Annotated in this window: 26 protein-coding genes; 12 read left to right on the plus strand and 14 right to left on the minus strand. The window is 65.2% G+C overall.

Annotation, left to right across the window (positions count from 1 at the left end):
• Positions 1 to 9: 9 nt before the first annotated feature.
• The 3 genes from ACSQ3S_RS08595 to ACSQ3S_RS08605 all read right to left on the minus strand — a co-directional run bounded on the left by ACSQ3S_RS08595 (position 10) and on the right by ACSQ3S_RS08605 (position 3,021).
• Positions 10 to 675 carry a DUF1345 domain-containing protein gene (locus ACSQ3S_RS08595; RefSeq protein ID WP_436142121.1) on the minus strand — a complete coding sequence of 222 codons (666 nt, stop codon included), beginning with the start codon at positions 673 to 675 and terminating at the stop codon, positions 10 to 12.
• The gene (locus ACSQ3S_RS08600; RefSeq protein WP_176654939.1) at positions 672 to 1,922 is read right to left on the minus strand and encodes an MFS transporter; all 1,251 of its coding nucleotides are present in this window, start codon (positions 1,920 to 1,922) and stop codon (positions 672 to 674) included. Before ACSQ3S_RS08600 ends, ACSQ3S_RS08595 begins: the two co-directional genes overlap by 4 nt.
• Positions 1,923 to 1,995: 73 nt before the next feature.
• On the minus strand, positions 1,996 to 3,021 hold the full coding sequence (locus ACSQ3S_RS08605; RefSeq protein ID WP_176654940.1) for a CDP-6-deoxy-delta-3,4-glucoseen reductase: 1,026 nt from the start codon (positions 3,019 to 3,021) through the stop codon (positions 1,996 to 1,998).
• Between the two features lie 12 nt (positions 3,022 to 3,033).
• On the opposite strand from ACSQ3S_RS08605, the gene ACSQ3S_RS08610 reads away from it, so the two are divergent.
• On the plus strand, positions 3,034 to 3,930 hold the full coding sequence (locus ACSQ3S_RS08610; protein ID WP_436142122.1) for an SDR family oxidoreductase: 897 nt from the start codon (positions 3,034 to 3,036) through the stop codon (positions 3,928 to 3,930).
• On the opposite strand, the gene ACSQ3S_RS08615 is transcribed toward ACSQ3S_RS08610, so the two are convergent.
• Positions 3,911 to 4,162: a hypothetical protein gene (locus ACSQ3S_RS08615; protein ID WP_176654942.1), complete on the minus strand. Its 252-nt coding sequence runs from the start codon at positions 4,160 to 4,162 to the stop codon at positions 3,911 to 3,913. The genes ACSQ3S_RS08610 and ACSQ3S_RS08615 overlap by 20 nt on opposite strands.
• 172 nt (positions 4,163 to 4,334) lie before the next feature.
• Between ACSQ3S_RS08615 and ACSQ3S_RS08620 the strand changes: the two genes are divergently transcribed.
• Together ACSQ3S_RS08620 and ACSQ3S_RS08625 are read left to right on the plus strand one after the other, a co-directional pair.
• Positions 4,335 to 4,580, plus strand: a complete 246-nt coding sequence (locus ACSQ3S_RS08620; RefSeq protein WP_176654943.1) for a hypothetical protein — start codon at positions 4,335 to 4,337, stop codon at positions 4,578 to 4,580.
• A gap of 260 nt (positions 4,581 to 4,840) precedes the next feature.
• Positions 4,841 to 5,080: a hypothetical protein gene (locus tag ACSQ3S_RS08625; protein WP_008445950.1), complete on the plus strand. Its 240-nt coding sequence runs from the start codon at positions 4,841 to 4,843 to the stop codon at positions 5,078 to 5,080.
• A gap of 90 nt (positions 5,081 to 5,170) precedes the next feature.
• On the opposite strand, the gene ACSQ3S_RS08630 is transcribed toward ACSQ3S_RS08625, so the two are convergent.
• The 4 genes from ACSQ3S_RS08630 to ACSQ3S_RS08645 form a co-directional block, all read right to left on the minus strand.
• The gene (locus ACSQ3S_RS08630) at positions 5,171 to 5,377 is read right to left on the minus strand and encodes a hypothetical protein (protein WP_353400467.1); all 207 of its coding nucleotides are present in this window, start codon (positions 5,375 to 5,377) and stop codon (positions 5,171 to 5,173) included.
• Positions 5,378 to 5,487: 110 nt separating this feature from the next.
• Entirely contained in the window at positions 5,488 to 6,123 is a 636-nt protein-coding gene (locus tag ACSQ3S_RS08635; RefSeq protein WP_436142123.1) for a glycine-rich domain-containing protein, read from the minus strand.
• Positions 6,124 to 6,282: 159 nt separating this feature from the next.
• Positions 6,283 to 8,124, minus strand: coding sequence for a CHASE domain-containing protein (locus ACSQ3S_RS08640; protein WP_436142124.1), 1,842 nt, complete (start codon positions 8,122 to 8,124; stop codon positions 6,283 to 6,285).
• Between the two features lie 189 nt (positions 8,125 to 8,313).
• Complete coding sequence (locus ACSQ3S_RS08645; protein ID WP_436142125.1) at positions 8,314 to 10,080, minus strand: glutamine--tRNA ligase/YqeY domain fusion protein; 1,767 nt, start codon at positions 10,078 to 10,080, stop codon at positions 8,314 to 8,316.
• A 165-nt stretch (positions 10,081 to 10,245) separates the two neighbouring features.
• Here ACSQ3S_RS08645 and ACSQ3S_RS08650 point away from each other — a divergent pair, with 165 nt between their 5' ends.
• Genes ACSQ3S_RS08650 through ACSQ3S_RS08665 form a run of 4 tightly spaced genes read left to right on the plus strand, consistent with a single transcriptional unit; the run spans position 10,246 to position 12,752 of the window.
• Positions 10,246 to 10,539, plus strand: coding sequence for a DnaJ domain-containing protein (locus tag ACSQ3S_RS08650; RefSeq protein ID WP_176654948.1), 294 nt, complete (start codon positions 10,246 to 10,248; stop codon positions 10,537 to 10,539).
• Positions 10,540 to 10,567: 28 nt separating this feature from the next.
• Positions 10,568 to 11,074, plus strand: a complete 507-nt coding sequence (locus ACSQ3S_RS08655) for a hypothetical protein (protein ID WP_176654949.1) — start codon at positions 10,568 to 10,570, stop codon at positions 11,072 to 11,074.
• Positions 11,075 to 11,076: 2 nt separating this feature from the next.
• Positions 11,077 to 11,865 carry a hypothetical protein gene (locus ACSQ3S_RS08660; protein WP_436142126.1) on the plus strand — a complete coding sequence of 263 codons (789 nt, stop codon included), beginning with the start codon at positions 11,077 to 11,079 and terminating at the stop codon, positions 11,863 to 11,865.
• A 14-nt stretch (positions 11,866 to 11,879) separates the two neighbouring features.
• Positions 11,880 to 12,752, plus strand: coding sequence for a hypothetical protein (locus tag ACSQ3S_RS08665; protein WP_436142127.1), 873 nt, complete (start codon positions 11,880 to 11,882; stop codon positions 12,750 to 12,752).
• On the opposite strand, the gene ACSQ3S_RS08670 is transcribed toward ACSQ3S_RS08665, so the two are convergent.
• Positions 12,749 to 13,642, minus strand: a complete 894-nt coding sequence (locus tag ACSQ3S_RS08670; RefSeq protein WP_176654952.1) for a LysR family transcriptional regulator — start codon at positions 13,640 to 13,642, stop codon at positions 12,749 to 12,751. The two genes, ACSQ3S_RS08665 and ACSQ3S_RS08670, sit on opposite strands and share 4 nt — an antisense overlap.
• A gap of 104 nt (positions 13,643 to 13,746) precedes the next feature.
• On the opposite strand from ACSQ3S_RS08670, the gene ACSQ3S_RS08675 reads away from it, so the two are divergent.
• Positions 13,747 to 14,970: an MFS transporter gene (locus ACSQ3S_RS08675; protein WP_436142128.1), complete on the plus strand. Its 1,224-nt coding sequence runs from the start codon at positions 13,747 to 13,749 to the stop codon at positions 14,968 to 14,970.
• Between the two features lie 4 nt (positions 14,971 to 14,974).
• Here ACSQ3S_RS08675 and ACSQ3S_RS08680 read toward each other — a convergent pair whose 3' ends face one another.
• Entirely contained in the window at positions 14,975 to 15,607 is a 633-nt protein-coding gene (locus ACSQ3S_RS08680; RefSeq protein ID WP_436142129.1) for a hypothetical protein, read from the minus strand.
• 244 nt (positions 15,608 to 15,851) lie between these two features.
• On the opposite strand from ACSQ3S_RS08680, the gene ACSQ3S_RS08685 reads away from it, so the two are divergent.
• Positions 15,852 to 16,613 (plus strand): DUF1223 domain-containing protein, encoded by a 762-nt coding sequence (locus ACSQ3S_RS08685; protein WP_436142130.1) that lies wholly within the window; start codon positions 15,852 to 15,854, stop codon positions 16,611 to 16,613.
• 13 nt (positions 16,614 to 16,626) lie between these two features.
• On the opposite strand, the gene ACSQ3S_RS08690 is transcribed toward ACSQ3S_RS08685, so the two are convergent.
• The gene (locus ACSQ3S_RS08690) at positions 16,627 to 19,920 is read right to left on the minus strand and encodes an EAL domain-containing protein (RefSeq protein ID WP_436142131.1); all 3,294 of its coding nucleotides are present in this window, start codon (positions 19,918 to 19,920) and stop codon (positions 16,627 to 16,629) included.
• Between the two features lie 213 nt (positions 19,921 to 20,133).
• Between ACSQ3S_RS08690 and ACSQ3S_RS08695 the strand changes: the two genes are divergently transcribed.
• A complete protein-coding gene (locus ACSQ3S_RS08695; RefSeq protein ID WP_176654957.1) occupies positions 20,134 to 20,469 on the plus strand; it encodes a hypothetical protein in 336 nt (111 codons plus the stop codon).
• Between the two features lie 18 nt (positions 20,470 to 20,487).
• On the opposite strand, the gene ACSQ3S_RS08700 is transcribed toward ACSQ3S_RS08695, so the two are convergent.
• From ACSQ3S_RS08700 to ACSQ3S_RS08710, 3 genes are read right to left on the minus strand one after another with little or no spacing between them, the layout of a single operon-like run.
• Positions 20,488 to 21,279 (minus strand): hypothetical protein, encoded by a 792-nt coding sequence (locus tag ACSQ3S_RS08700; RefSeq protein ID WP_176654958.1) that lies wholly within the window; start codon positions 21,277 to 21,279, stop codon positions 20,488 to 20,490.
• Entirely contained in the window at positions 21,279 to 22,508 is a 1,230-nt protein-coding gene (locus tag ACSQ3S_RS08705) for a CaiB/BaiF CoA transferase family protein (protein ID WP_436142132.1), read from the minus strand. Before ACSQ3S_RS08705 ends, ACSQ3S_RS08700 begins: the two co-directional genes overlap by 1 nt.
• A gap of 49 nt (positions 22,509 to 22,557) precedes the next feature.
• The gene (locus tag ACSQ3S_RS08710; protein ID WP_353400499.1) at positions 22,558 to 23,301 is read right to left on the minus strand and encodes a M48 family metalloprotease; all 744 of its coding nucleotides are present in this window, start codon (positions 23,299 to 23,301) and stop codon (positions 22,558 to 22,560) included.
• Between the two features lie 23 nt (positions 23,302 to 23,324).
• On the opposite strand from ACSQ3S_RS08710, the gene ugpQ reads away from it, so the two are divergent.
• Together ugpQ and alaS are read left to right on the plus strand one after the other, a co-directional pair.
• Positions 23,325 to 24,077 carry a glycerophosphodiester phosphodiesterase gene (gene ugpQ, locus ACSQ3S_RS08715; protein WP_436142133.1) on the plus strand — a complete coding sequence of 251 codons (753 nt, stop codon included), beginning with the start codon at positions 23,325 to 23,327 and terminating at the stop codon, positions 24,075 to 24,077.
• Between the two features lie 67 nt (positions 24,078 to 24,144).
• Positions 24,145 to 26,754 carry an alanine--tRNA ligase gene (gene alaS, locus ACSQ3S_RS08720; RefSeq protein ID WP_413447138.1) on the plus strand — a complete coding sequence of 870 codons (2,610 nt, stop codon included), beginning with the start codon at positions 24,145 to 24,147 and terminating at the stop codon, positions 26,752 to 26,754.
• Positions 26,755 to 26,911: the final 157 nt, after the last annotated feature.

Genomic DNA, 26,911 nt, shown 5'->3' on the forward strand with positions numbered 1-26,911 from the left:
GTTAAGTAGTTAACCATTGATGAGCGAGGCGGCAATATTGATCGACAGGCCGAGGATCGCCAGGTTGTAGAAGAAGCACAGCACCGACTGCCCCAGCACCGCCTGCCGCATGCCACGGCTGTGCACGCTGACGTCGGAGGTTTGCACCGCGACCGAGATCGTGAACGAGAAATACAGGAAGTCCCAGTAGTTCGGCGTCAGGTTGGGGTCGGGGAATTGCAGCGGCTTTTCGTCGCCTTCCTCCATGTAGTACAGGTGCGCGTAGTGCGAGCAGAACATGGTGCCGACCATGAACCACGAGCCGGTCAAGGTCAGCACCACGAAGCCGTAGTGGTAGACCATGTCGGCCGGCGGCAGCTCTTTCAGCGTCGACAGTTGCGAGATGATGGCGGCCAGGCTGATCATCACCGCCACCGACAGCGTGGCCAGGATCACCGGCCCCTTTTCGTCCTGGCGGCAGGCGGCGCGCTTGATGTCGTGGTGGTCGGCGCGCATCATCATCCAGCCCATCATCGCCAGATAGGACCAGACGCCGATGTTCCAGGCGGTCAGCAGGCGCGTCACCAGCGGCCAGTCCTGCGGCAGCAGCGGGCCCACCACGGCGCCCAGCGCGATCGCCAGGCTCAGGTGGGGGCGGCTGTGGATGATGCCGGGCAGCGGCAGGCTTAGCTTCATTTCTTTTCCTCGTGCGGGAAACGATCCATTCTCGACAGTACCGGAAACAGCACCGCCCAGGCGCCCGTGACCGCCAGGGTGGCGGCGCCGCCGAACAGCACGGCGCGCGTCAGGCCCATCCAGCCGGCGGTCAGGCCGGACTCGAATTCGCCCAGTTCGTTGGAGGCGCCGATGAACACCGAGTTGACGGCCGACACGCGGCCGCGGATGGCGTCCGGCGTTTCATACTGCACCAGCAGGTGCCGCACGTAGACGCTGATCATGTCGCCGGCGCCCATCAGGAACAAGGCCGTCAGCGCGACGAGGAAGCTGGTGGTGGCGCCCAGCACCAGCGTGCCGACGCCGAACACGGCCACGCCGCCCAGCATCCACAGGCCGACGCGGCGCGTGAGCGGGAAGAAGGCCAGCACGATCGAGCACAGCGCGGCGCCGGCGCCCGGCGCGGTGCGCAGCATGCCCAGGCCGGACGGGCCGATGTGCAGCACGTCGTGCGCCAGCGCCGGCAGCAGCGCGGTGGCGCCGCCGAACAGCACGGCGAACAGGTCCAGCGAAATGGCGCCCAGCACCACCGGCCGGGACCAGACGAAGCGCAGTCCTTCCAGCACCGTGTGCCAGGTGGCCGGCTCGCGGTTGCTCGGCTGCTTGACCGATTTGACCAGGCACATCAGCACCACCGACGCCACCAGCAAGGTCGAGGAAATCATATACACCGTTTTCGGCCCGGCCAGGTAGAACAGCCCGCCCAGGGTGGGGCCGAGGATCACGGCGACGTGGAAGCTCGACGAGCTCAGCGCTACGGCCTTGCTGAAGCTTTCCTGCGGCACCAGGTTGACCAGGATGGCTTGCGTGGCCGGCCCCATGAAGGCGCGCGCGCTGCCGAACAGCACCAGCACGGCAAACACCGGCCACACGGCGGTCAGCCCGGCGACGGTGAAGGCCAGCAGGGTGAGGCCGCACAGCAGCTGGGCGCCAAGCGCGATGGCGATCAGGTTGCGGCGGTCGTAGCGGTCGGCGGCGTGGCCGGCGATCAGGATCAGCAGCAGGAAGGGCGCGAACTGCGCCAGGCCGATCAGGCCGAGATCGAACAGGTTGTGCGTCATCGCATAGACCTGCCAGCCGATGGCGACGTTTTGCATCTGGACGGCGAGGGTGCCGAGGGTGCGGGCGGAAAGGTAGAAGGCGAAGTTACGGTGGCGCAGGACGCTGAAGCCGTTGGCGGGGGGAGCGGAGGCGATGCTGTCGGACATTTGAGCTTTCAGGGAGCAGAGCCTCGGGACTCTGCATCCCTGTCTGCTCCCGGTTGGGTGGATGCTTGCTGCTTTATTTGTTGATATCTGCTTCCGTGGTGAAGGCGTCCGCGTAGAACTCGTCTTCCGGCAGGCGGCACTGCGCGACGAAATCGCGCTTGGCCGATTCCACCACGATGGGCGCGCCGCAGGCATACACCTGGTGGCCCGACAGGTCCGGCAGGTCGGCCATGACGGCCGCGTGCACGAAGCCGGTGCGGCCGTTCCAGTTATCCTCCGGCAGCGCGGCCGAGATCACCGGCACGTACTTGAAGTTCGGCAGGATCGCTTCCCACTGGCGGCACAGGGCGTCCATGTACAGGTCCTGCGGACGGCGGCCGCCCCAGTACAGGGTCATCGGCCGCTGCGAGTCCTGCGCGCGCAGGTGCTCGACGATGGCCTTGATCGGCGCGAAGCCGGTGCCCGAGGCCAGCAGCACCATCGGCTTGTCGCTGTCCTCGCGCACGAAGAAGGTGCCCATCGGGCCTTCGAAGCGCAGGATGTCGCGTTCCTTCATGGTGCCGAACACCTGTTCGGTGAACAGGCCGCCCGGCATGTGGCGGATGTGCAGGCTCAGCGGCTGGTCCTGGTCCGGCGGCGAGGCCAGGCTGTAGCTGCGGCGCTTGCCGTCGCGCAGCATGAATTCGATATACTGGCCGGCGCGGTATTTCAGCGTTTCGTTGGCGGGCAGCTGCAAGGTCATGATGATGACGTCCGGCGCCACTTTTTCCAGCGTCGCCACGCGCGACGGCATCTTGCGGATCGGATAGTCGTCGCTGCCGGCCACTTCGCGCGCTTCGATCACCAGGTCTTCGTGCGCGATGGCGCAGCAGAACAGCGAATAGCCGGCCGCCTCGTCTTCCTTGGTCAGCGCGCGCTCCTGGTGCGGCTTGTGCGTGACCGAACCGGACACCACCTTGCCGCGGCAGGAGCTGCAGGCGCCGTTCTTGCAGCCGTAGGGCAGGCCGATGCCGGCGCGCATGGCCGCCGCCAGGACGGTTTCGTCTTCCTCGCAGCTGAATTGGTGGCCGCTAGGCTGTACAGTAATTTGAAACGTCATACAATCCTTCAAATGAAAAACCACAATCTTCGTAAATTCAAGCGGCCGCGCCTGCTGATCGTCGGCTGCGGCGATGTCGGCATGCGGCTGTTGCCGCTGCTGCGCCCGCACTTTCGCGTGTTTGCCACCACCAGCCAGCCATCGCGCTGCGCCGAACTGCGCGCGCTGGGCGCCGTGCCCATCGTGGCCGATCTCGACCAGCCGGCCAGCCTGCGCCGCCTGGCGGGGCTGGCCAGCCATGTGGTCCACCTGGCGCCGCCGCCGGCCGAGGGGCCGCTGGACCGCCGCACGCGTAATTTGTCCGCCATTTTACCTGAGCACGGCCGTCTGGTTTATGTCAGCACCACCGGAGTCTATGGCGATTGCAGCGGACTGTTGTTTGACGAGAGCCGTCCGGTGGCGCCGCGCAACCCGCGCGCGCTGCGCCGGGTGGACGCCGAACAGGTGCTGCGGCGCTGGGCGGTGCGCGCCGGCGCGCAATTGTCCATCCTGCGGGTGCCGGGCATCTACGCCGCCGACCGCCTGCCGCTCAAGCGCCTGCAGGCCGGCACGGCCGCGCTGATCGAGGCGGACGACGTCTACACCAACCACATCCATGCGGACGACCTGGCGGCCATCATCGCCCGCGCGCTGTTCCGCGCCTTGCCCAACCGTATATATCACGCGGTCGACGACAGCGACATGAAGATGGCGGCGTATTTCGATGCGGTGGCCGATGCGTTCCAGCTGCCGCGGCCGCCACGCCTGCCGCGGGCGGAATTGCAGAAGGTGGTGACGCCGGCGCTGCTGTCGTTCATGTCCGAGTCGCGCCGGCTGGCCAACGGCCGCATCAAGCGCGAGCTGGGCGTGCGGCTGCGCCACGCCACCGTGGCCGACGCCCTGAAGGGCCTTACTTCTTCTTCGCGCTGAGGCGCTGCTGCTGTTTCTTTTGGGTCTGGACCTTGTTCTGCTTGGCCTCGTACAGGGCGGTGGCGTCCAGCTTGGCCTGGGCCGGCGTGCGCATCTCCTCGACGTCGTCATGCTTGACGAAATAATCGGCGGCCTGGGCGTCGACCACCAGCTTGATCGCGGCGGCGTCGTCGAGATTGTAGATCTCGTGCAGGAGTGTTGTTACTTCATCAAGGAATTCTTCGTAAGTCATAGGCTTTAAGGGGCGCGATGTAAAAACAGGTAAAGGGGAGGGCGGAAGTTACAGTAATGCAAGCTCTGTGTCAGCTTTTTGTGACAAACTGGTAACAGGTTCGCTTGATTCAAATCAAGCAAGTCGTCACATGATACGATATTGTTAGTAATCTTATGAAGGAGCCACGCGGATGCCAGCCACTTTCCATCCTACCAAGGAACAGGTTCGGGCCTACATGCACCAGCGTGAATGCGACCGCCGTCCACCGCCGATGCCGGAAGAAATCCGCCGGCAACTAGGCTGGCATGGCCATAACGGCAATATTGACTTTCCCTCCACTTCCTCACTCCTCCTCCCCGGCACCATCGCGCAACTGGCCACCTTGCTGGCCGTCGAATGGTGCTTCCTCGCCGCCGGCATCAGCCGTTCCAACTAGTCTTTACCGGAATTTATACCTTTTCTTGCAACAAAAAACTTCCTAGCACAAGAAATAGGGGTAAAATCTATCTAAATCTCACATAAATGTGTGATGAGTTAGCCGTTCGTTAACGTAAGCGTGTATTATCTCGGTTAAGCACTAAAAACCGGCATAAATGTCTGTGTTTTGTAGTGCTTCATTGGTAAATGAGCTAAAAATTTTTCTTACCCATGTGTCGTTTTTTTCCAAAAAACGGCCGGAACCTACTTAAAAACATTATGTCTATCAAAGAAATCACCGCATCGCCGACCTACAACCCGAATCGCGTGTTGGACGCCATCATCGAGAAGCTGCAACTGAAGAACGATGCCGCCCTGTCGCGCGCCCTGGAAGTGGCTCCGCCGGTCATCAGCAAGATCCGCCACAACACGCTGCCTATCGGCGCGACCATCCTGATCCGCATGCATGAGATCAGCGATTTCAGCATTCGCGAACTGCGCGAACTGATGGCGGCCTGATGAAGCCCTCGGCTGCATAAAGAAAAACGGCGCGTACCTTGCGGTAACGCGCCGTTGTTTTATGCGGCTGTGTTGGTGGCGATGCTTCGGTCAGGCCGAGGTGCTGATCGTGGTGCCGATACGCTGGCCGCTGGTGTTGACCGTGGGCGCCGCGGCAACTTGCGGTGGTGCGGGCGGCGCCGGCGGGGCAGCGCGCTCGACCGGTTTGTCCGCCACCGTCTTGACCGGCTCAGGCTGGCGGGCGGGCGGTGTCGCCTGGACGGCGGCGGTGCTGGAGGCTACTGAATTGACAGCCATGATGTACTCCCATCGTCTGTAAATATCCCCTGAGTATGCCACTTTTCTGAGCATGTCGCGAGCGCGCTTCGCCTGCCTGTGGCGCGGACGCCGTAGTGCGGCGAACGGTGTCAGGCGGCCGGCGCCAGGCGCGGGCGGTCGGTGTACAGGCCGGCCAGGCGCGCCTTGTCGATGACCGCGCCCGCTTGTGCCGCACCCGTCACCGACTGGGCCAGCTGGCCCGGCGACGCCGAGTAGGCGAACTTGGCCGGCGAGGCCGAATACGCGGTTTTCATGGCGGCCTGGGCCGGCGATGCCGAATATGCGGTGGCGCCTGGCGAGGCCGAGTAAGCGGTGCTGGCCGGCGAGGCCGAGTAGGCCGTCTGCAGGCCGGCGGTGTGGCGCAGGTAATCCTCGCCGAACGTCGCCTCGTACAATTCCTTCATGCGCAGGCCCATGCTTTCATGCGCCGCCAGGTCGTCCTCGCCGCGCAGGCCGATATACGGGAAGTGGTGCAGGAACTGGCCGAACACGGCGTCGCAGTCGGCCGCGTATTTCATCGTGTCGAGGATGTGGTAGTGCCAGAAGGTGTCGACATCGACCCGCGGCGCCGCCTGTTCCGCCGGGAACATCTTCATCAGGAACAGAAAGCGGCGGTATTCGAATTCAATGGCATTGGCGCGTTCCAGCGACCAGCCTTCGCCGGATTCCTTGTGCATCAGCTTGACTTTGATTGGTTCGAGGTCCAGAGCATCGATAGCATTCATGGAGACTTCCTTTGAGTGGATGAAGCGGGTTGAAAAAAGCAGAGTACGCTTGATTTTTGCTCAGCCGAGGAAGCGTTTCCTTGATTTTTCTCAATGTTTGTCAGGAAATTCCTACTCGCTGTACCAGATTAATCTGACGGTGACCTGATGACCGACGTCTCAGTTGGTCGCGTCGGCCGCCAGGCGGGCCGTGTCGTTGATGTCGTCGATCGAGGGCGGCGCCACGTAGTCGACCGGCACCGAGATGGTGACCGTGGTGCCGCCGTTCGGCGTGGCGGTGATGGCGCAGTGGCCGCCGAGCAGGCTGATGCGCTCTTCGATGCCGACCAGTCCGAACGAGCCGACCTTGTTGCGGTTGCTGTCGCGCATGCCGACGCCATTATCGCTGATGGTCATGGTGAGCATGCCGCTGGTGTGGCGCAGTTCCACCCGCACCAGGCTGGCGCCCGCGTGCTGGATGATGTTGCTCAGCGATTCCTGCAGCACGCGGAAGAAGGCGGTGGCGCAGCGGTCGTCGATGCTGATGTCGCTCTGGTGTTCGATCAGCTCGCAGACCATGCCGGAGCGCTGGCGGAACTGGGCGATCTGCCATTCCACGGCCGCGCTCAGGCCCAGGTCCAGCACCGTCGGCCGCAGGTCGTTGATGATGTGGCGCACGCTCTTGATGGTGCTGTCGATCTGGCTCAGCGTGCTGCGCGCGCGCGCGTGCAGGCGCGGGTGGCCCTGCCGCGTGCGGCTGGCCAGCATGTCGGCTTCGATCCGCAGCACCAGCAGGTTCTGGCCCAGGTCGTCGTGGATTTCGCGCGCGATGCGCTTGCGCTCCTGCTCCTTGATCTGGTCGGCATGGGCGGCCAGCCGGCGCAGCTTGAGGTGCGACTGCTGCAGCTTGGCTTGGCTGTCGCGCAGCTCCTTGGTCATCGCCTTGGCCATCTTGATGGCGCGCAGCCGCGACGACGACAGCGTGTGGAACAGCAGGTAAAACAGCAGCGAGCCGACAAAGCCGCACAGCATGGACAGCCACGGCAGGAAGGCGTCGAAGTTGCTGTACCAGACCGACTTGGGCGAGCTGAAATGCGCGTTCCACTGGCGGCCGTTGAAGTCGAGCGGCAGCCTGATGGTGAACTGGTCGGCCGGACGGGCGGCGCGGTGCACCAGGTCCTGGTTGTCGTACAGCAGCGTGATCGGCGTCTTTTCAGTGCCACTGATGGCGCCGTCGTCGTACAGCATCAGGTGGACATCCTGCACCTGCATCTGCTCCAGCGCCGCCTGCACCAGGCGCGGCACGCTGAAACCGATGCCGACCGAACCGGTGTAGGCGGCGCGGCGCTGGGCGACGTCGTACAGCGGCATGTCCTTGCGGTAGATCGGCAGGCGCATCGCCAGCGCCCAGCCCTGGGCGTCCTTGGTGTTCTCGATCGGCATGCCGGAGGTGATCAGCGCGCCGGTGTCGCGCGCCTCGGCGATGGCGCGCGCCGCGCGCTCGCGGGCGGCGATGTCGATGCCGATGCGGTCGCGGAACGGCGCCACCGGTTCGATCATCGTCAGCACCGAGTAGGCGGGGCGGCGGCCGGGCGGCCTGATGGAGAAATCCGGATAGCCCAGCGCCAGGCCGTCGCCGCTGTGGGCGGCGCTGCGCTCGAAGGCGTCGCGCTCGGCGTCGGTGACGTAGCGGGTGTAGTTGATGTTGTTGAGCGCAGGGAACTGGCGTGCCAGGTTCAGGCCGCCGACATAGCGGTGAAAGGAGGCGCGGTCGACGCCGTCGCTGGCGTCGAAGAAACTGGCGGTGGCGCGCAGCACGTCGGTGTAGGCGTTGATGCGCGAGGTGATGTTGTACTGCGCGTTGCGCGACTGGTACAGGAAACGTTCCTCGGCGTCATGCTCGATGGTGCGATAGACGCCGACATAAAACAGCGCGCCGATGCCGAGCGACAGCATGACGCCGGCCCACCAGACCGGCTTGGTCGGCGAGAACAGCTGTTTTTGAGCGAGGAAGGTTGCCATGTTAGGTGCCTGAAGCAACTCCTGAAACCGGGGGGAAGGCCGAATATAGGAAACTTTACCGGTGCGAGTCAAGTAAATTTGCGTTTTGGCATCATCTTAACATTTTGATACCGAATTCCCGGCGAGAAAAAACCGGCGCCTCTGCTATGCGGGGCGCCGGCCCTTGGTCGCTGTATTATCCGGATCGCTTTACTTGGCGACCCAGCTGTCCTTCAGGGTCACGATGCGGTTGAACACCGGCTTGCCCGGCGTCGAATCGACGCGGTCGGCGACGAAGTAGCCATGGCGCTCGAACTGGAAGCGCTGGTCCGGCTGGGCCGCGCTCATGCCCGGCTCCAGGAAGGCGGTGACCACTTCCTTGGCGTTCGGGTTCAGCAGCGAGATGAAGTCCTTGCCGCCGGCGTCAGGCTGGGCGTCGGTGAACAAACGGTCGTACAGACGCACCTCGGCTTGCAGCGCGGTGGCGGCGGAGACCCAGTGGATGTTGCCCTTGACCTTATAGTTGTCCGAGCCCGGCGTGCCCGATTTCGAGTCCGGGAAGTAGTTGACGTGCACCGCCACCACCTTGCCGTCCGCGTCCTTGTCGTAGCCGGTGCATTCGGTCACGTAGCCGTGGCGCAGGCGCACGCGGCTGCCCGGCTTGTCGTCGATCGGCGGGTAGTAGCGGAAATAGCCCTTGCTCGGCACTTCCATGAAGTCCTCTTCCTCGATCCACAGCTCACGCGTGATGGGGAAGGTGCGCACGCCCATTTCCGGATGGTGCGGATGGACCGGCGACGTGCATTCCTCGCTCAGGCCTTCAGGGTAGTTGTCGATGATCAGCTTGAGCGGACGCAGCACGGCGGTGGCGCGCGGCGCCTTCGGATCGAGGTCTTCGCGCAGGCAGCCTTCGAGCGTGCTCATGTCGATCCAGCCGTCGGACTTGGTCACGCCGATGCGCTCGCAGAACAGCTGGATCGCTTCCGGCGTGTAGCCGCGGCGGCGCAGGCCGACGATGGTGGGCATGCGCGGGTCGTCCCAGCCGTCGACGATTTTCTCGTCGACCAGCTGGCGCAGCTTGCGCTTGCTGGTGATCACATAGGTCAGGTTCAGGCGCGAGAATTCGTACTGGCGCGGCACCGGCAGCTTGAAGAAGCCGCCCGCCGACAGCGTTTCCAGCAGCCAGTCGTAGAACGGGCGGTGGTCCTGGAATTCCAGCGTGCAGATCGAGTGGGTGATGTTTTCCAGCGCGTCCGAGATCGGGTGCGTGTAGTCGTACATCGGGTAGATGCACCAGGCGTCGCCGGTGCGCACGTGGTGGGCGTGGCGGATGCGGTAGATGGCCGGGTCGCGCATGTTCATGTTCGGCGACGACATCGCGTCCTCGCTGATTTTCGCGCGCAGGATGTGCTCGCCGTCGGCGTATTTGCCGGCCTTCATGTCGCGGAAGATCTGCAGCGATTCGGCGACCGGACGGTCGCGGAACGGCGAGTTCTTGCCCGGCGTGTTGAAATTGCCGCGGTTGGCCGCCATATCGTCCGCCGACTGGCTGTCGACGTAGGCGTAGCCTTTTTCGATCAGGTATTCGGCCATCGCGTACAGCTGGTCGAAGTAGTCGGACGCGTAGTGCAGGTGGTGCTCGACGCCGCCGTTGGCGGCTGGATAGTCGTAGTCGAAGCCCAGCCACTTGACGCTGTCGATGATGGTGTCGACGTATTCCTGCTCTTCCTTGGCCGGGTTGGTGTCGTCGAAGCGCAGGTTGCAGCGGCCCTGGTAGTCGCGCGCCAGGCCGAAGTTCAGGCAGATCGATTTGGCGTGGCCCACGTGCAGATAGCCGTTCGGCTCGGGCGGGAAGCGGGTGATCACGCTCGGCATCCCAGGGCGGACGTGGGTGCCGGCGGCCAGGTCGGATTCGACGATGGCGCGCAGGAAGTTGGAGGTCAGGACGGGCGCTGGGCTGTTTTTGTCGTTGCTCATCTGAAAAGTTGGCTTTGCAAAAGTTCGAGTGAAGGGCATTTTACCGTATCCCTCCTGCTGGCTGAGGGGAAATGCTGCATTGCGGCGGCCCGCGGGCGGTTTGGCCACCCGGCACAGGTATAATTCGTCTTTAATTGTTCGGCATCACGGCCCGGAGTTTCCAAAATGGAAAATTACTACAACACGCTGGGTATAGCGCCTAACGCCACCGACGACGAAATCAAGAAGGTCTATCGCTCGCTGGCGATGCGTTTCCACCCGGACCGCAACCAGGCGCCCGGCGCGGAGGCGCGCTTCAAGAGCATCACCAAGGCCTACGAAATCCTGTCCGACCCGGTCAAGCGCGAGGAATACAATCAGAGCGTGAACCACCGCATCATCATCGATGCGGAAGCGGAAGCGTACCAGTTGTGGCGTTCGGTGTTCAACCTGCATGGCACCGTGCTGCCACCGGCCTGAGCCGGCCACACTAACAAGAAAGCAAGCAATGTCTAGAAAAGTACACCCCGAGTTCGCCTATCAATCGCGCGAGCTGGAAGGCCAGATCGAGGGCATCCTGGGCGATCCGCCGGACCGCAAGAACTACCAGCGCATGATCGACGCGCTGGTGTCCGAGTACGCCAGCGGCGGCGGCATCGAGGACGTCAACATGCTGGCGTTCGCGCTGGTCGACCACCTCGAGTTCAACAACCCGAAAGGCCTGCTGGCCGAGGCCGAGGACTACGAGTTCGGCGATGCCGCGCGCGTGTTCGCGATGGCTTCGTGCAAGGGCGAGGAGGCGGCGCGCATGTACGCGGCGCTGGAAGACAATCTGCCGGACCTGGCGCGCCAGGCCATCATCACGGCGTTCCTGTACAAGAATCCGCGCAAGTGGGACGACGACGACCAATCGCTGGAACAACTGTCGGCCAACGACGACGGCGACGATGTCGACGACGACGATCACCAGGCCACCGACGACTTCGCCCAAATGTTCGATCAGGATGGAGAGTAATCATGTCCGACGAAACTACAAAGTCCAGTAATCTGCCGGCGCTGAGCAAGCAAGTGACGGAGCTGGTGCTGGCCGGCTCGCTGAGCCATGCCGAGCAAGCCTTCGCCGAAGCGGCCGACCAGTTCGGCGACCTGGCGGTGGTGGAGGTGCTCAACAACATTCCGCCGCAAGTGACGGCGCTGCACATGGCCGGCTTCGACGGCGGCAAGATGTCGCTGGCGACCCTGCTGGTGCCGCCCAAGGCCTGGGCCGACAGCCTGGCGTTCTTCGCCGCCACCTGGCCGGACGACCTGATCGAGGACGATCCGGAGCGCATCGCCGAATCGCTGTTCGCGCACGTCCACGGCGTGGTGTTTTCCACCGACGACGAGGAACGCCGCGTCGAGCTGCTGCAGGCCGCCTCGGCGACCGACCACGGCGCGACCGCGTTCGCCATCCTGTTTTCGATGGCGCCTAAGGAAATCCTGGAAGTGGCCGGCGAGATCATCTCGAAAGGCCCGTACCTGACCGGCCAGACCTCGTCCGACAACGACGTGGTTCCGCTGGCGATCGCGCTGGCGCAGGCGTCGGAAGACGGCTGGGACCGCGCGCTGTTCGAGCTGTTCCCCGAGTTCCGCCACAGCGCCGACCTGGCCGACGCCGAGTTCAGCGACGACCCGGACGAGGAGCCGACCTTCCTGCAGCGCTCCACCAAGGAATTGCTGTACCGCTTGCGCAAGCAGGTACCGTCCACGCGCAGCGCCGCCAAGCCTGGTTCGCGCCGCAGCCTGGGCACCGGCATTTTCTCGTGATGGAATACTGATACATGCTGCCAGCAATCGTTGTAGAAAATTTGCCGCGCCTGACCCGCGCGATCCAGCAACTGGCGAGCCATCCGGACGACGACGCGGCCTACGCGCTGGCCGATGAGCTGACCGGCATCACCGCCATGGTGGCCGAGAAGTTCACCAACGACCGCACCGCCGACGGCATCCAGAAGGCGCTGCAGCTGACGGTGGGCGGCGTGTCGCTGGGCCTGGACCACGCGCTGCTGCACGAGGGCGACCTCGCGGCGCTGGACTTCCTGGTCGAGCACGGCGCCGAGCACGCGTTCCAGATCGGCTTCCGCCTGATCAAGGAGCTGTCGGCGCTGCCGGAGGATGCGCTGGTCGGCGAGTACGATACCGATCCGGTGTACTCGGCGCGCCGGCTGCGCGACCTGTTCATCGACCTGTGCCAGACCGATCCGAACCAGAACTGGAACGGCATGGAGCGCTACGAGATCATGCTCAAACAGCGCAAGGAAGTACAGGCCGTGGTGCGGCTGGCCGGCTGGCTGCGCCGTCACAACAGCGAAGGCCCGGTCAGCGACTCCGACCTGAACGCGGAAGGCGTGATCGCGCTGGCCATCATCTTCGCCATCGAGGGCGGCGGCCGTATCGTCGCGCGCACCGGGCAGAAGGAGTTCGAGCGCTTCGTCAAGGCGGTGCGCAAGGCCAAGCCGGACTACGAAGAGGGCTGGGCGGCGCTGATGGCCAAGGTGCCGGTGCAGCACCACCCGGTGCTGCTGGAGCGCATCGACAGCTACCGCAAGAGCTGCACGGTGATCCAGAACATCAAGGGCCGCACGGCGATGAAAACGCTGTTCGCGGAACTGGAAAACTACGCCGGTTCCGAGCTGGACGCGGACTACTCCTAGGCTTCGGCGGCCTCGCGCGCCACGGCCACAAAGGCCGCCACCAGCGGGGCCGCTTCTTCCTTTCTTTGCGCCAGCAGCAGCGTGGTGTTGGCCTCCGGGTCCGCCAGCGGGCGGTAGCACACGCCGCCCATCCGGATGATGTCGAAGGAACTCGGCAGCACCGAAATCCCGCAGCCGGCCGCCACCAGGCCGATGATGGTCGACGCTTCGCCCGCTTCCATCGCCACCGTCGGCATGAAGCCTGCCGCGCGGCACAGCCGGAAAATCTGCGGATAGATACCGGTGCCGGCCGTCTTCGGATACATGACGAACGGTTGTCCCTCGAGGTCGCTGATGGCGACCGCCTGCTGCTTCGCCAGCGGATGCTCCAGCGGCAGCACCAGCACCAGCGGGTCGTGCCGCAGCACCGTCATGCCGACCGAATCGGGCACCGCCGCCTCCGGCGGCCGCACCAGTCCCAGGTCCAGCTCGCGGTTGGCGATGGCGTCGATCTGGCGCAGCGTCGACATTTCATGCAGGGTCAGCGTCACCCCCGGATAGCGCTGGCGGTAGCGGTTGACCACGGTGGCGAACAGCGGCGTCAGCGGGGTGGAGAAGGTGAAGCCCACGCGCAGTTCGCCGGCCTCGCCGCGCTCGGCCCGGCGCGCCGTCTGCACCGCCTGTTCCGACAGCGACAGCACGCGGCGGGCGTCGTCGAGGAACAGCTTGCCCGCTTCCGTCAGCCGCACCCAGCGCTTGCTGCGTTCGAGAAGCTGAGCGCCCACTTCGGCTTCCAGCTGCTGGATCTGGTGGCTCAGCGGCGGCTGGCCGATGTGCAGGCGCTCGGCGGCGCGGGTAAAGCTGAGCTCCTCGGCGACGGCGACAAAGTAGCGCAGGTGGCGCAATTCCATGGTTGTTATCTTTTTAAAGTATGAGTAACGGCTTAAATATATATTGGACAGTAGTTATGTGCAATCCTATGATGAGGTCATCGTACCTCTGACCGGATCATTCCATGTCCCTAGCTTCCGCCATGCCGGCGCCCCGCATTGCCGTCGGCAGTCCCGAGTTCAAGCGCAGCAACCGCGCGCTGTTCTTCGGCGGCTTTTCCGCCTTCGCGCTGCTGTATTGCGTGCAGCCGCTGATGCCCTTGCTGTCGCACGAGTTCGCGCTGAGCGCTGCGCAGAGCAGCATGGTGCTGTCGGTATCGACCGCCGCGCTGGCGGTGTCGCTGGTGGCGTCGAGCGCGCTGTCGGAGCGGCTGGGCCGCAAGCCGCTGATGGTGGCGGCCATGGCCATCTCGGCGCTGCTGACGATACTGTGCGCGTTCGCCCACAGCTATCCGCAATTGCTGCTGATGCGCGCGGCGCTGGGCGTGGCGTTGGGCGGCATGCCGGCCATCGCCATGGCCTACCTGGGCGAGGAGATCGAGCCGACCTCGCTGGGGTTGTCGATGGGGCTGTACATCAGCGGCAGCGCGTTCGGCGGCATGGCGGGGCGAGTGATCACTTCGGTGCTGAGCGACCATTTCTCGTGGCGGCTGGCGCTGGCCGCGGTCGGCGTGGCCGGCGTGCTGGCGGCGTGGGAGTTCTGGCGTTCGTTGCCGGCGTCGCGCCATTTCGTGCCGGTCAGCGGCGGCTGGCGCTCGCTGCCGGCCGGCTTCAGGCTGCATTTGTCCGATCCCGGCCTGCCGTGGCTGTTCGCGCTGGCCTTCCTGCTGATGGGGGCGTTTGTCAGCCTGTACAACTACATCGCCTACCGGCTGCTGGGCGCGCCGTTCGGCTTGAGCCAGAGCCTGGTCGGGGCCGTGTCCTTCCTGTATTTGCTGGGGATCTACAGTTCGGTGTGGGCCGGGCGGCTGGCGGACCGCTACGGCCGCCGCCACGTGCTGTGGGTGGTGATGACCATCATGCTGGTCGGGCTGCTGCTGACCTTGTCAAACTGGCTGCCGCTGATCGTCGCCGGCGTCGCCATGTTCACCTACGGCTTCTTCGCCACGCACTCGGTGGCCAGCAGCTGGGTGGGGCGGCGCGCGACCACCAACAAGTCGCTGGCCTCGGCGCTGTACCTGTTCTTCTACTACCTCGGTTCCAGCGTGGTCGGCTCGGCCACCGGCGTCATGTGGGGCCGCGACGGCTGGCCGGGCGTGGTGATGGTGCTGGGCGCGGCGCTGGCGCTGGCAATGCTGGTGGCGCTGCGGCTGCGCCGCCTGGCGCCGCTGGGTGCGGCGGAGCGGTAGCCGATCAGCACAGGTAGTACTTTTTCTTCCCTTCGTCGATGCTGATGCAGTAGCTGCCTAGGCCCGTGGTGATGCGGTAGATGCGCACGCGGGCATCGGGCGACGTCAGTTCGGTGATGCGGGCAGCCTGGAACCATTTCGGGCCGACCGCGTCATGCGCGGCACTGATGCCGCGTTCCAGCATGGCCTGTTTGCTGTCCGGTGTTGGCGACGGCGAGCGCGCGGGGAAGGCGGCGCGCAAATCCTTGTCGATTTTTCCCAAGTCCAGCTTGGCTTGCCTCAGGATGTCTACAGCTGTCGCCGGCGCTTGCGCGGCCGTGACGGGCTGGGCGAACGGATCGTCTGGCGGCAGCATTGCCGGCGTTGGGTTGTCGACGGTGACCGGTTGCTGGATCGATGGCGCGCGGGATTGCGACGGCACTGCGGTAACAGGCGGGCGGCCGGCATGGGGCCGGATCGCAGGTCGCGACTTATCCAGCGGCCTGGGCGGCGTTGTCATCGGCAGCAGCCACTGGATCTCCGGGCCCGTTGTGCGCGGCACATCGGCCGCTTGCTGGCGCTGGATGAACGCATAGAGTATCGCCATGTGCAGCAGCGCAGTGGCGAGCAGTCCGGGAAGGTAGTGTTGTCGTCGCAAGGTCATGCCGGAAGAATAACTTGTAATTCAGGAAGTTATCAACTTTGTCACAGGTTATTACAATGCCAGCAGCAATCCCTTCCAGCGGGCGTCATGCTCGCCACCCAATGTTGGCACTGCGTGGACCACGGCATAGCCGTCCAGCGCGCCGTCGTCGAGCAGAGGGGGCTGCGTCGGCGGGGAGGGTGTAAGGTTGCGGCTGGCGGCGCGACCAAGCTGCATCGCTTACCGTCTGGAGCCACCCGTGAAACACCTGATCCTGAGCCTGACCGCGGCCGCCGCGCTGAACATTCCGCCGGCGCTGGCCGCCGCCAGTTGCACGTTGCACAGTCCCGCCTACCGCATCGCCTTGCTGGAGTTGTACACGTCCGAGGGCTGCAGCAGCTGCCCGCCGGCCGACCAGTACGTCAGCGGCTTGCGCGGCGACGGCATCACGGCGCAGCAGGCGGTGCTGCTGTCCGAGCATGTCGATTACTGGAACTACATCGGCTGGAAAGATCCGTTTTCCAGCAAGACCTTCACCGACCGCCAGCGCTGGCTGAGCGACCTGGCCGGCTCCCGCACCATCTACACGCCGGAGATCTTCGTCGGCGGCAAGGAGCAGCGCGGCTGGCCGCGCGGCGTGGCCGACGCGGTCAGGCGCGTCAACGGGCTGGCGGCGCAGGCCGACATCAGCATCACGCTGGGCGCGGCCGGCGCCGGCGGCCTGCCGGTGGAAGTGAAGGCCGGTTCGGCGCGGGAAGGCAAGCTGTTCATCGCGCTGGTCGAGAACGGCGTTGCCAGCCAGGTCAGGGCGGGCGAAAACAGCGGCCGCTTGCTGCGGCATGATTTTGTCGTGCGCGAGTGGCTGGCGCCGGTGCCGCTGGCGGGCGGCGCGGCGTCGTTCAGGCAGGTGCTGGCGCTGCCGCCCGGCGCGGCGGCGGGCAGGCTGGGCGTCAGCGCCTTCGTGCAGACGCCGCAGGGCGAAGTGCTGCAGGCGCTGGCGTTGCCGGTGTGCGGCGGCTAGCGCAGCGCCGGCTTCAGGAACGGGTTTCGATGCCGGCGGCGGGCTGTTCCCGCTGTTCCATGCTGTTGTGGATCAGGCGGTGATATTGGAACGCTTCGCGGATGCTTTCGCGCAGCGTCTGGTCGTCCCACGGCTTGGTGTAGAAGCGGTAGATCTCGCCGCGGTTGATGGCGTTCAGCACCGTCTCCAGCTCGGTGTAGCCGGACAGGATGATGCGTATCGTGCCTGGATACAGCTTCTTGACGCGGCTGAGGAATTCGGTGCCGTTCATGCCCGGCATGCGCTGGTCGCTCATGACCACCTGCACCTGGTGCAGCGCCAGCAAGTTGAACGCCTCTTCGGCCGTGTTGGCGCGCAGCACGCGGTAGCCGTCGAGCCGGAACACCCGGGTCAGCGCGGCCAGGATGCTGGGCTCGTCGTCCAGCAGCAGCAGGGTTTGCTGCTGGCGCGGTTCCTCGTTGTTCGGCAGCGCCAGGCTGCGTTCCTGCCGCAGCAGGTCGGCGAACGCGTCCGGCGCCAGCGGCCGGCTGAAATAATAGCCCTGTATCTCGTCGCACAGATAGCGCCGCAGATAGGCCAGCTGCGGCTCGGTCTCGACCCCTTCGGCGATGACCTTGAAGCCGAGGCTGTGGCCGAGCGCGATGACGGAGCGCACGATGGCCGCCACCTTCGGCTCGGTCAGCATTTCGCGCACGAAGGACTGGTCGATCTTCAGGTAGTCGATGGGGAACAGCTTGAGGTAGGCCAGGCTGGAATAGCCGGTGCCGAAATCGTCGATCGACAGCGCGATGTCGAGCCGCTTGAGTTGCGACACCACGGACACCGCCGCGCCGACGTTGTCCATCATCAGGCTCTCGGTCAACTCCAGTTCCAGGTATTGCGCATCGAGGCCGCTGTCGGTCAGCGCGGCCTGGATCTCGCTGGCCAGCGCCGGATCGCGGAACTGGCGCGCCGACAAGTTGACCGCCACCCGCAGCGGCGTCAGCCCGGCGGTCTGCCAGGCCATGTTCTGCGCGCAGGCGGTGCGCAGCACCCAGCGGCCGATGGCGACGATCAAGCCGGTCTCCTCGGCCACCGGGATGAAGCGCGCCGGCGACACCATGCCCAGCGTCGGATGGCGCCAGCGCACCAGCGCCTCCATGCCGATCACCGCGCCGCTGCGCAGGTCGACCTTGGGCTGGTATTCCAGGCTCAGCTCGTTGCGTGGCAACGCGTGCCGCAGCTCCGCCTCGATCAGCGTGCGCTCGGCGATGCGGATGTGCATCGCCGGCTCGTAGAACTGGACCTGGTTGCGGCCGCCTTCCTTGGCGCGGTACATGGCGATGTCCGCATGCTTGAGCAGCTGCTGCGCCTCGGTGCCGTCGATCGGATAGACGCTGACGCCGATACTGCAGGTGACCGTAAACACTTGCTTGCCCAGCGCGATCGGCGCGGCCACCGCCTCCAGCACGCGCTGCAGCAGCGCGACGATGGCGGTGGCATCGGCATCGGGTAGCAGCAGCAGGAATTCATCGCCGCCCAGCCGCGCCACGGTGTCGCTGTCGCGAATGCAGGTGCGCAGGCGCGTGGCGACGCTGCACAGCAGCTCGTCGCCGGACAGGTGGCCCATGCTGTCGTTGACCAGCTTGAAGTTGTCGAGGTCGATGAACACCACGCCCAGGCCGTGGCCGTAGCGCTGGGCGTAGCTGATGGCCTGGGCCATGCGGTCGCCGAACAGCGCGCGGTTGGGCAGGCCGGTCAGCGCGTCGTGGCTGGCCTGGTGCTCCAGCTGGGCCTGGTAATCGATGGTTTCGGTCATGTCGGTCAGCACACAGACGTGATGGTCGATCTCGCCGCCGGTTGCCTGCACCGGCGCCACGTGCAGCTGGGTCCACAGCGCGGTGCCGTCGCGGTGGCTGGTGCGCAGCAGCAGCGTCACTTCCTGGCGCGAGCGCATGGCCGAGTGCAGCGCGTCGCGCTCGTCCTGCCGGCCCTGGCCGAACAGCATGTCCAGGCTGCGGCCCAGCACGCTCTCGCAAGGGTAGCCGAACAGGCGCGCGAAGGCGGGGTTGGCGTAGTCGATCAGGTCGCCGGTCGGACCGTTGACGGTGATGACGATGGCGTTGACGCTGGCGTCGAGCGCGCGGCCGCGCAGCTGCAGCGTCAGCTCGGCCTGCTTGCGTTCGCTGATGTCCTCGATCGTGCCCAGCACGCCGATGGTGTTGCCGAGGCGGTCGTGAAACGGCAGCTTGTTGATCAGGTACCAGTGCACGCTGCCGTCGGTCAGCGTCATGTGGTCCTGCAGGTTCAGCTGGGGCCGGCCGGTGGCGATGATGACGCGGTCGTCGGCGCGGATGGCCTCGGCGTTGTGCGCCCACGGGAAGTCCTCGTCGCGCTTGCCGACCACGTCGCCGGTGCTGGACAGACCGGCGAAGCGGGCAAACACGGCGTTGCAGCCGTGGTAGGCGCCGTCGAGCCCCTTCCAGAAGATCTGGTGCGGGATGTGGTTGATGACCAGCTGCTTGAGTTCGCGCGAGGCGTGCAACTCCGCCTCCATGCGCAGCTGCTCGGTGATGTCGTGCGCCACCACGAAGCGGGCCAGATGGCCGGCGACGGTCACCGAGTGGGAGGAGATTTCCACATCGATCAGGCTGCCGTCGCGGCGCCGATGGATCCAGCTGCCGGCCCGTTCCGTGCCCTTGGCGGGGGCGGCGGCCAGGTTGCGCTCGAGGCGCTCGATCTGCTCCGGTGGACGGATGTCCTTGATCGTCATCTGCAGGAATTCCGCCTCCGTATAGCCGTAGTGGGTGACGGCGGCGGCGTTCACCACCAGGAAGCGCAACGTTTCCAAATCGTACACCCACATCGGCTGCGGATGCTCTTCGAACAGATGCTTGAAGCGCAGCTTGGATTCGAATACGTCGTAGTCGTTCAGCGGGTAGGCCAGGCAAAGCAGGGACGCTTGCTGGCCGCTGGTGGCTGCGCGCCATTCCAATGTTTGCGTCACCATGTGGCCGATGCCGTCGACGTCCAGCAGTTCCAGCTCGCCGCGCCAGTAGCCGCGCGCGCGCACGGCGGGCAGCGCTTCGCCGCGCAGCATCGCCAGCGCCCATGTCGTATACAACGTGGCGACGGCAGCGCCGGCCTGGGTCGGCCCCAGGGTCGCGATGGAATAACGGTTGACGGCCAGCAGCTGCTCGTTTTCGTCCATGACAAAGGCGAAGTAGGGGCTGTCGGCGAAAAAATGTTCGAAGTCCGCGTGGCAATCCAACGCTTCCAGTTGGCGCCCGGGGTCGCGACCATGAGGGGGATATTCTTGCTGATCCATATCCATTCGGCTGGGCGGAAACGATGTGGATCAATACTAACAGAACACAAGATGCGATGGCCACACGACTAGCTTGCGCGCAACAAGTGATGGAGTTTGATCACGGTCTGATCTGTGTCAAACAGGCGGACGGGGGCTTGAAACTGCGGAAGGAGCGGATGGTCGAATCTGCACTGGCACGCCTGTGCCCGATCCATCGAGGAGGAGTTCATCATGCTGCAAGCGAACGACATCCAGCACCGTTTCCATCTGGTTCAGCAAGCGATAGGGCAGGCCGCGCAAGCCTGTTCCGGCGAGCCCAACCTGCCCAGCGAACTGCGCGACAGCATCCAGCGCCTGGACCGGCATTCCGACACCGCGCAGGAGGTGGTGTTTTCCAGGGACGAGCTGCGGCTGCACAAGCTGGTCCGGGAAATGGACCGGCTGGCAGAGCGGGCCAGGCAGGTATGCCTCAACATTCCGCGACTGTCGCCGCAGCTGCGCGGCGCGGTGAGCTATATGCACAGCCAGATCATGGAGCTGAAGCGGGATATGCGCATCAGCCCGTAACGGACGGGGGCCGGCCGCTTACTTCGGCATGACGTGCCTGAACGTCGGCTCGATGTTCTTCGAGTGCAGGTGCTGGATGATGTCTTCCAGCGTGGCGTCCTTCAGCAGCAGGCCGCTTGGGGCGGCGTGCGGTGCCGCCGCCGGCTCGGCCGGCTTGTGCGGGCGCTCCTTGCCGTGCGGCGGGTGCATGGTGCTGATGGCGTGCGTGAACTGCTTGTCCGTCATGCCTTGCAGGCCTTCCAGGAACGCCGCCTGCGCGGCGTACGGCGGCATCATTTCCAATCCGGATTCGTCGGCGAACGAGGCGCCCATGCCGGGATTGATGAACGCCGCCCAGTTGCCGCTGGCCATGTGCAGGCACGGCGGCAGTTCGGCGGTGGTGCTGGTCACGGTGTCGGGACGCAGGCCGATCTCTTCGTTCGGTATGTCGGGGAAATAGGTCTTGCGCAGCAGGTGCAGAAACTGCTGCGCCTGATTGAGCGGCACCGGCGTCGCCAGCGACATCCACAGCGAGTAGCCGCCGGCGCCGCTGATGCTGACGGCCGGCGCGGGCAGGCCGAGCTGGTCCTGCAGCGCGTTGGCCACGCCGCACAGGCGGTCCCAATGCTGCAGCGCCGGCGCGTCGCCCATGCGGTTGAAATCGACGATCAGCGCGCGCACCAGGCCGTTGTCCGAGACCAGGTTGAGCGACGTGGTTTTCTCGCCGCTCAAGTGCTGCTCCAGCATCCGCGCCGTCAGTTCGCCGGCGGGGAAGCACTCCTGGTCGTCGAGCAGGTACAGCCGTTTTAATTCGGCGATCAGCTTTTCCATTACAGCACTCCCTGCTCGCGCAGCGCGGCGATGTCGTCGTCGCTTTGGCCCAGCAGGTTGCGCAGGACCTCGTCGGTGTGCTGGCCCAGCAGCGGCGGCGCGAGCGCGTTGTCGGCCGGCGTGGCCGACATCTTCATCGGGCTGCGCACCAGCTTCATGCTGCCGGCCGTCGGATGCGGCACCTCCATCACCAGCTCGCGCGCCAGCACTTGGGGATTCTTGTAGACGTCGTCGAGGTTGTTGATCGGGCCGCAGGGCACGCCGACTTCCTCCAGCTTGTCGATCCAGAAATCGCGCGGCTGCGCCAGCACCATGGCCGCCAGCAGCGGCACCAGCTCGTCGCGGTTCTGCACGCGCAGCGGATTGGTGGCGTAGCGCTCGTGCAAGGCCAGGTCGGCGCGGCCGCCCACCTCGACAAACTTCTGATACTGGCCGTCGTTGCCGGTGGCGACGATGATGTAGCCGTCGGCGCACTGGAAGGTCTGGTACGGCACGATGTTCGGGTGCGCATTGCCCCAGCGCTTGGGCGGCTTGCCGCTGTTGAGGTAGTTGCTGCCCATATTGGCCAGCATCGCCACCTGCACGTCCAGCAAGGCCATGTCGATGTACTGGCCTTCGCCGCTGCGGTCGCGGTGCGTCAGCGCGGCCAGGATGGCGATGGTGGCGTACATGCCGGTCATCAGGTCGGTCAGCGCCACGCCGGCCTTTTGCGGACCGCCGCCGGGCAGATCGTCGCGCTCGCCGGTGACCGACATCAGGCCGCCCATGCCCTGGATCAGGAAGTCGTAGCCGGCGCGGTGCGCGTACGGGCCGTCCTGGCCGAACCCGGTCACCGAGCAGTAGACCAGGTCGGGTTTGATGGCTTTCAGCGATTCATAGTCCAGGCCGTAGCGTTTCAGCTGGCCGACCTTGAAGTTTTCCAGCACCACGTCGCAGTGGCTGGCCAATTCGCGTATCAGCGCCTGGCCGTCGGCGCTGGCGATGTCGATCGTGACCGAGCGCTTGCCGCGGTTGGCGGCCAGGTAGTAGGCCGCCTCGGTGGTGTTGTTGCCGGCGGCGTCCTTGGCGTACGGCGGGCCCCAGGCGCGGGTGTCGTCGCCGCTGCCGGGACGTTCGATCTTGATGACGTCGGCGCCGAGGTCGGCCAGATTCTGCGAGCACCACGGTCCGGCCAGCACGCGGCTCAGGTCGAGGACGCGGATATGGCCTAGCGCTTTTGGAGCTGTCATGATGTGTGTAACCTTTTGAGTAATGCTATCAGGCCGCTAGTGTAGTGGCTCAGTCGGGCGCTTGCACATAATTTTTTTGCAATGTGCCGGCCAGTTCGCGCGCGGCCTGCCAGCGCTGCAGCGGCGACGGATAGTCCGGCTTGCTGCGCCGCGGGCGGTCGCTGGCGCGCGCCACCTTCTTGAAATAGGTCGCCAGCCGCGCCGCCGGCCAGCCCGCGCGCCATGCCAGCAGCAGGCCTTCGCGGTCGGCTTCCTGTTCCTGACTGTAATTGGTGGCGGCCAGCAGGTCGATCAGGTCGGTGTCGTGGTCGACCGCGTGTTCCAGCTCCAGGTAGGGGCGCTGCGCCCAGCGCGGATCGAGCAGCAGCGCCTGCTGGTATTCCTTCAGGTTGTGATGCAGGGCGGCGTGCTCGATTTCATGGGCCAGCAGCATGGCCAGTTCGGCGTCGCTCAGCTCCAGCCGGCCGACGTAGTCGGCGCTGACCAGGATCTTGCCGCCGGCCATGCAGTCGGCGTTCTGCTCCGGGTCGCCGGTGGTATGGATTTCCCAGGCCCAGTGCGCGGTGTCCGGGTAGTCGCGCCCGGCCTGGGCGATCAGCGGCAGGGCGATGTTGCGCACGCGCTCGCTGAAGCGCGGGTCGGCGTCCAGCGTCAGTTTGTCGAGCCGGCCGGCGTACAGGATGGCGGCGCGGGAGACCACCAGTTCCTGGGTCAGCGCTTCGGCACCGGCGAGAGCTGACCACAGCAGCAGCACGGCTGGCGCCATTCGTGATAGTGTTGATATGATTGTCATGACAACCTTTCCGAGGCATAGCCATGTGGCCCTACCCAAAAATTGTTGCACACCGCGGCGGCGGGACGCTGGCGCCGGAAAACACGGTGGCCGGACTGCGCGCCGGGCTGGCCTATGGCTTCCGCGCCGTCGAGTTCGACGTGATGCTGTCGCGCGACGGCATCGGCATGGTGATGCACGACCCCGACTTCGGCCGCACAGTGGCGGGGCGGGGCAGCGTGCCGGGCACCGACGCCGTCGAGCTGGCCGCGATGGACGCCGGCAGCTGGTTCGGCCCGCAATTCCGTGATGAACCGGTACCATTCTTCACCCAATTCATCGATTATTGCAAGGCGCAACGCATCTGGATGAACGTGGAAATCAAGCCGGCCGCCGGTTTCGAGCGCGAAACCGGCGCCTGGGTTGCAAAAGTGACACGCGACAGCTATGCCGCCGAACTCACCGCCGGCGACCCTGCCGCCATCCCGCTGCTGTCGTCATTCAGCTTCGACGCGCTGGCGGCCGCCCGCGACGCCGCGCCCGAGCTGCCGCGCGGCTATCTGCTGGACAAGATCCCCGCCGGCTGGCAGGAGCAGGCGCGCGCACTGGGCGCCGTGGCCATCCACACCAACCAGAAGCACCTGACGCGCGAGCTGGCGGCGCAGGTCAAGGCGGCCGGCTACGGCCTGTTTTGCTATACCGTCAACGATCCGCAGCGGGGCCGGGAGATCCTGTCCTGGGGCGTGGACGGGTTCTGCACCGACCGCATCGATTTGATCGGCCCCACCTTCGCCTGAGACCCTGCCTGCGGCGTGGTCATATATAATCAACCCTTTGCATTTGCCAGCTACCTCTGCTTACGACATGAAATCATCTGAAATCCGCGACAAATTCCTCAAGTTTTTTGAATCCAAGGGTCATTCGATTGTCCGTTCCAGCTCCCTGGTACCTGGCAACGACCCGACCCTGCTGCTGACCAACAGCGGCATGGTGCAATTCAAGGACGTGTTCACCGGTACCGACAGCCGTCCGTACACCCGCGCCACCTCCGTGCAGCGCTGCGTGCGCGCCGGCGGCAAGCACAACGACCTGGAAAATGTCGGCTACACCGCGCGCCACCACACCTTCTTCGAAATGCTGGGCAACTTCAGCTTCGGCGACTACTTCAAGCGCGACGCCATCAACTACGCCTGGGAACTGCTGACCAAGGTCTACGCGCTGCCGGTCGACAAGCTGACCGTCACCGTCTACCAGGAAGACGACGAGGCCTACGACATTTGGGCCAATGAAATCGGCGTGCCAAAAGAGCGCATCATCCGCATTGGCGACAACAAGGGCGCGCGCTACGCGTCGGACAACTTCTGGCAGATGGCCGACACCGGCCCATGCGGTCCGTGCACCGAGATCTTCTACGACCACGGCGCCGACATTCCTGGCGGCCCGCCAGGCTCGCCGGACGAAGACGGCGACCGCTTCATCGAAATCTGGAACCTGGTGTTCATGCAGTTCAACCGCGACGAAGCGGGCGTGATGCACAAGCTGCCGAAGCCGTGCGTCGACACCGGCATGGGCATGGAGCGCCTGGCAGCTGTGCTGCAGCACGTGCACTCGAACTACGAGATCGACCTGTTCCAGCACCTGATCAAGGCCGCCGCGCGCGAAACCGGCGCCACCGACCTGGAAAACAAATCGCTGCGCGTGATCGCCGACCACATCCGCGCCGCCGCGTTCATGATCGTCGACGGCGTGATTCCCGGCAGCGAAGGCCGTGCCTACGTGCTGCGCCGCATCATCCGCCGCGCGCTGCGCCACGGCCACAAGCTGGGCCAGACCAAGCCGTTCTTCTACAAGCTGGTGGCCGACCTGGCGATCGAGATGGGCGCCGCCTATCCGGAGCTGGAAGAAGCCAAGGACCGCGTGGCCCAGATGCTCAAGGCCGAGGAAGAGCGCTTCGGCGAGACGCTGGAAACCGGCATGAAAGTGCTGGAAGCGCAGCTGGCCAAGGACGGCAAGGGCATCGACGGCGCCACCGCCTTCACCTTGTACGAGACCTACGGCTTCCCGCCGGACCTGACGGCCGACATCTGCCGCGAGCGCAATATAGAGTTCGACCAGGCCGGCTACGACGCCGCGCTGAAGGAAAGCCAGGAACTGTCGCGCAAGGGCGGCAAGACCACCAAGGACAGCAAGGTCGAGTACTCGGGCGAGAAAAACAAATTCGTCGGCTATGACAACCTGACGCACAGCAGCAAGGTCGTCGCGCTGTACGCGGCCGGCACGCCGGTGCAGGAACTGAAGGCTGGCCAGGCCGGCATCGTGGTGCTCGACACCACGCCGTTCTACGCGGAATCCGGCGGCCAGGTGGGCGACCAGGGCGTCATCAGCTCGGGCGCGGCGCAGTTCAGCGTCAGCGACACGCTGAAGATCCAGGCCGACGTGTTCGGCCACCACGGCGTGCTGGAGTCGGGCGCGCTGAAAGTGGGCGATGCGGTCAGCGCCAACGTCGATCAAGCCAAGCGCGCGCGCACCATCCGCAACCACTCGGCCACCCACCTGATGCACAAGGCCCTGCGCGAAGTGCTGGGTTCGCACGTGGCGCAGAAAGGCTCGCTGGTCGATCCGGACAAGACCCGCTTCGACTTCAGCCACAACGCGCCGCTGACGGCCGAGCAGATCGCCGAAGTGGAAACCAAGGTCAACAAGGAGATCCTGGAAAACCACGCGACCAAGGCGCAGCACATGTCCTTCGACGACGCGGTCAAGCACGGCGCGATGGCGCTGTTCGGCGAGAAGTACGGCGACGAAGTGCGCGTGCTGGATATCGGCACCTCGAAAGAGCTGTGCGGCGGCGTGCACGTGCAGCGCACCGGCGACATCGGCCTGTTCAAGATCATCGCTGAAGGCGGCGTGGCCGCCGGCATCCGCCGCGTCGAAGCCGTCACCGGCGAAGGCGCGCTGGCGCTGGTGCAATCGATGAACCGCCGCCTGCTGGAAGCGTCGGCCGCGCTGAAGTCGAATCCCGAGGAACTGACCGCGCGTATCGGCCAGGTGCAGGACCACGTCAAGGCGCTGGAAAAGGAACTGGCCGCGCTGAAATCGAAACTGGCTTCGGGCCAGGGCGACGAGCTGGTCGCGCAAGCGGTCGACGTCAACGGCATCAAGGTGCTGGCGGCCACGCTGGACGGCGCCGACGTGGCCCGTCTGCGCGAGACCATGGACAAGCTGAAGGACAAGCTGAAGACCGCCGCCATCGTGCTGGCCAGCGTTGCCGACGGCAAGGTGAGCCTGATCGCCGGCGTGACGGCGGACGCCACGTCCAAGGTCAAGGCGGGCGAGCTGGTGAACTTCGTTGCACAACAAGTGGGCGGAAAAGGTGGCGGACGCCCTGATATGGCGCAGGCCGGCGGCACCGATCCGAGCGGCCTGCCGGCAGCTCTGGCGGGTGTTGCCGCATGGGTGGGCGAGCGCGCCTAAGTTGCTCAGAAGCCAGTAAAAAGCCCGTAAATAAGCGGCCCGCGTGTCAAGCGCGGGCCGTTGTCGTCTGGGGATTCCTGTTGTATACTCGTCAGCTCGCGTTGCAAACTTGCAACGCGCAATGAACTATTTTGGTGCAGCGCGTCATGCGGCCCGT

Origin of the sequence: Duganella sp. LjRoot269 (assembly GCF_964254095.1) — a bacterium.
In the GTDB taxonomy this organism is placed as follows: domain Bacteria; phylum Pseudomonadota; class Gammaproteobacteria; order Burkholderiales; family Burkholderiaceae_D; genus Rugamonas; species Rugamonas hordei.

Coding starts and splice junctions, on each gene's coding strand:
- ACSQ3S_RS08595 (WP_436142121.1), bottom strand. CDS start 675: ATGAAGCTAAGCCTGCCGCTGCCCGGCATCATCCACAGCCGCCCCCAC.
- ACSQ3S_RS08600 (WP_176654939.1), bottom strand. CDS start 1,922: ATGTCCGACAGCATCGCCTCCGCTCCCCCCGCCAACGGCTTCAGCGTC.
- ACSQ3S_RS08605 (WP_176654940.1), bottom strand. CDS start 3,021: ATGACGTTTCAAATTACTGTACAGCCTAGCGGCCACCAATTCAGCTGC.
- ACSQ3S_RS08610 (WP_436142122.1), top strand. CDS start 3,034: ATGAAAAACCACAATCTTCGTAAATTCAAGCGGCCGCGCCTGCTGATC.
- ACSQ3S_RS08615 (WP_176654942.1), bottom strand. CDS start 4,162: ATGACTTACGAAGAATTCCTTGATGAAGTAACAACACTCCTGCACGAG.
- ACSQ3S_RS08620 (WP_176654943.1), top strand. CDS start 4,335: ATGCCAGCCACTTTCCATCCTACCAAGGAACAGGTTCGGGCCTACATG.
- ACSQ3S_RS08625 (WP_008445950.1), top strand. CDS start 4,841: ATGTCTATCAAAGAAATCACCGCATCGCCGACCTACAACCCGAATCGC.
- ACSQ3S_RS08630 (WP_353400467.1), bottom strand. CDS start 5,377: ATGGCTGTCAATTCAGTAGCCTCCAGCACCGCCGCCGTCCAGGCGACA.
- ACSQ3S_RS08635 (WP_436142123.1), bottom strand. CDS start 6,123: ATGAATGCTATCGATGCTCTGGACCTCGAACCAATCAAAGTCAAGCTG.
- ACSQ3S_RS08640 (WP_436142124.1), bottom strand. CDS start 8,124: ATGGCAACCTTCCTCGCTCAAAAACAGCTGTTCTCGCCGACCAAGCCG.
- ACSQ3S_RS08645 (WP_436142125.1), bottom strand. CDS start 10,080: ATGAGCAACGACAAAAACAGCCCAGCGCCCGTCCTGACCTCCAACTTC.
- ACSQ3S_RS08650 (WP_176654948.1), top strand. CDS start 10,246: ATGGAAAATTACTACAACACGCTGGGTATAGCGCCTAACGCCACCGAC.
- ACSQ3S_RS08655 (WP_176654949.1), top strand. CDS start 10,568: ATGTCTAGAAAAGTACACCCCGAGTTCGCCTATCAATCGCGCGAGCTG.
- ACSQ3S_RS08660 (WP_436142126.1), top strand. CDS start 11,077: ATGTCCGACGAAACTACAAAGTCCAGTAATCTGCCGGCGCTGAGCAAG.
- ACSQ3S_RS08665 (WP_436142127.1), top strand. CDS start 11,880: ATGCTGCCAGCAATCGTTGTAGAAAATTTGCCGCGCCTGACCCGCGCG.
- ACSQ3S_RS08670 (WP_176654952.1), bottom strand. CDS start 13,642: ATGGAATTGCGCCACCTGCGCTACTTTGTCGCCGTCGCCGAGGAGCTC.
- ACSQ3S_RS08675 (WP_436142128.1), top strand. CDS start 13,747: ATGTCCCTAGCTTCCGCCATGCCGGCGCCCCGCATTGCCGTCGGCAGT.
- ACSQ3S_RS08690 (WP_436142131.1), bottom strand. CDS start 19,920: ATGGATCAGCAAGAATATCCCCCTCATGGTCGCGACCCCGGGCGCCAA.
- ACSQ3S_RS08695 (WP_176654957.1), top strand. CDS start 20,134: ATGCTGCAAGCGAACGACATCCAGCACCGTTTCCATCTGGTTCAGCAA.
- ACSQ3S_RS08700 (WP_176654958.1), bottom strand. CDS start 21,279: ATGGAAAAGCTGATCGCCGAATTAAAACGGCTGTACCTGCTCGACGAC.
- ACSQ3S_RS08705 (WP_436142132.1), bottom strand. CDS start 22,508: ATGACAGCTCCAAAAGCGCTAGGCCATATCCGCGTCCTCGACCTGAGC.
- ACSQ3S_RS08710 (WP_353400499.1), bottom strand. CDS start 23,301: ATGACAATCATATCAACACTATCACGAATGGCGCCAGCCGTGCTGCTG.
- ugpQ (WP_436142133.1), top strand. CDS start 23,325: ATGTGGCCCTACCCAAAAATTGTTGCACACCGCGGCGGCGGGACGCTG.
- alaS (WP_413447138.1), top strand. CDS start 24,145: ATGAAATCATCTGAAATCCGCGACAAATTCCTCAAGTTTTTTGAATCC.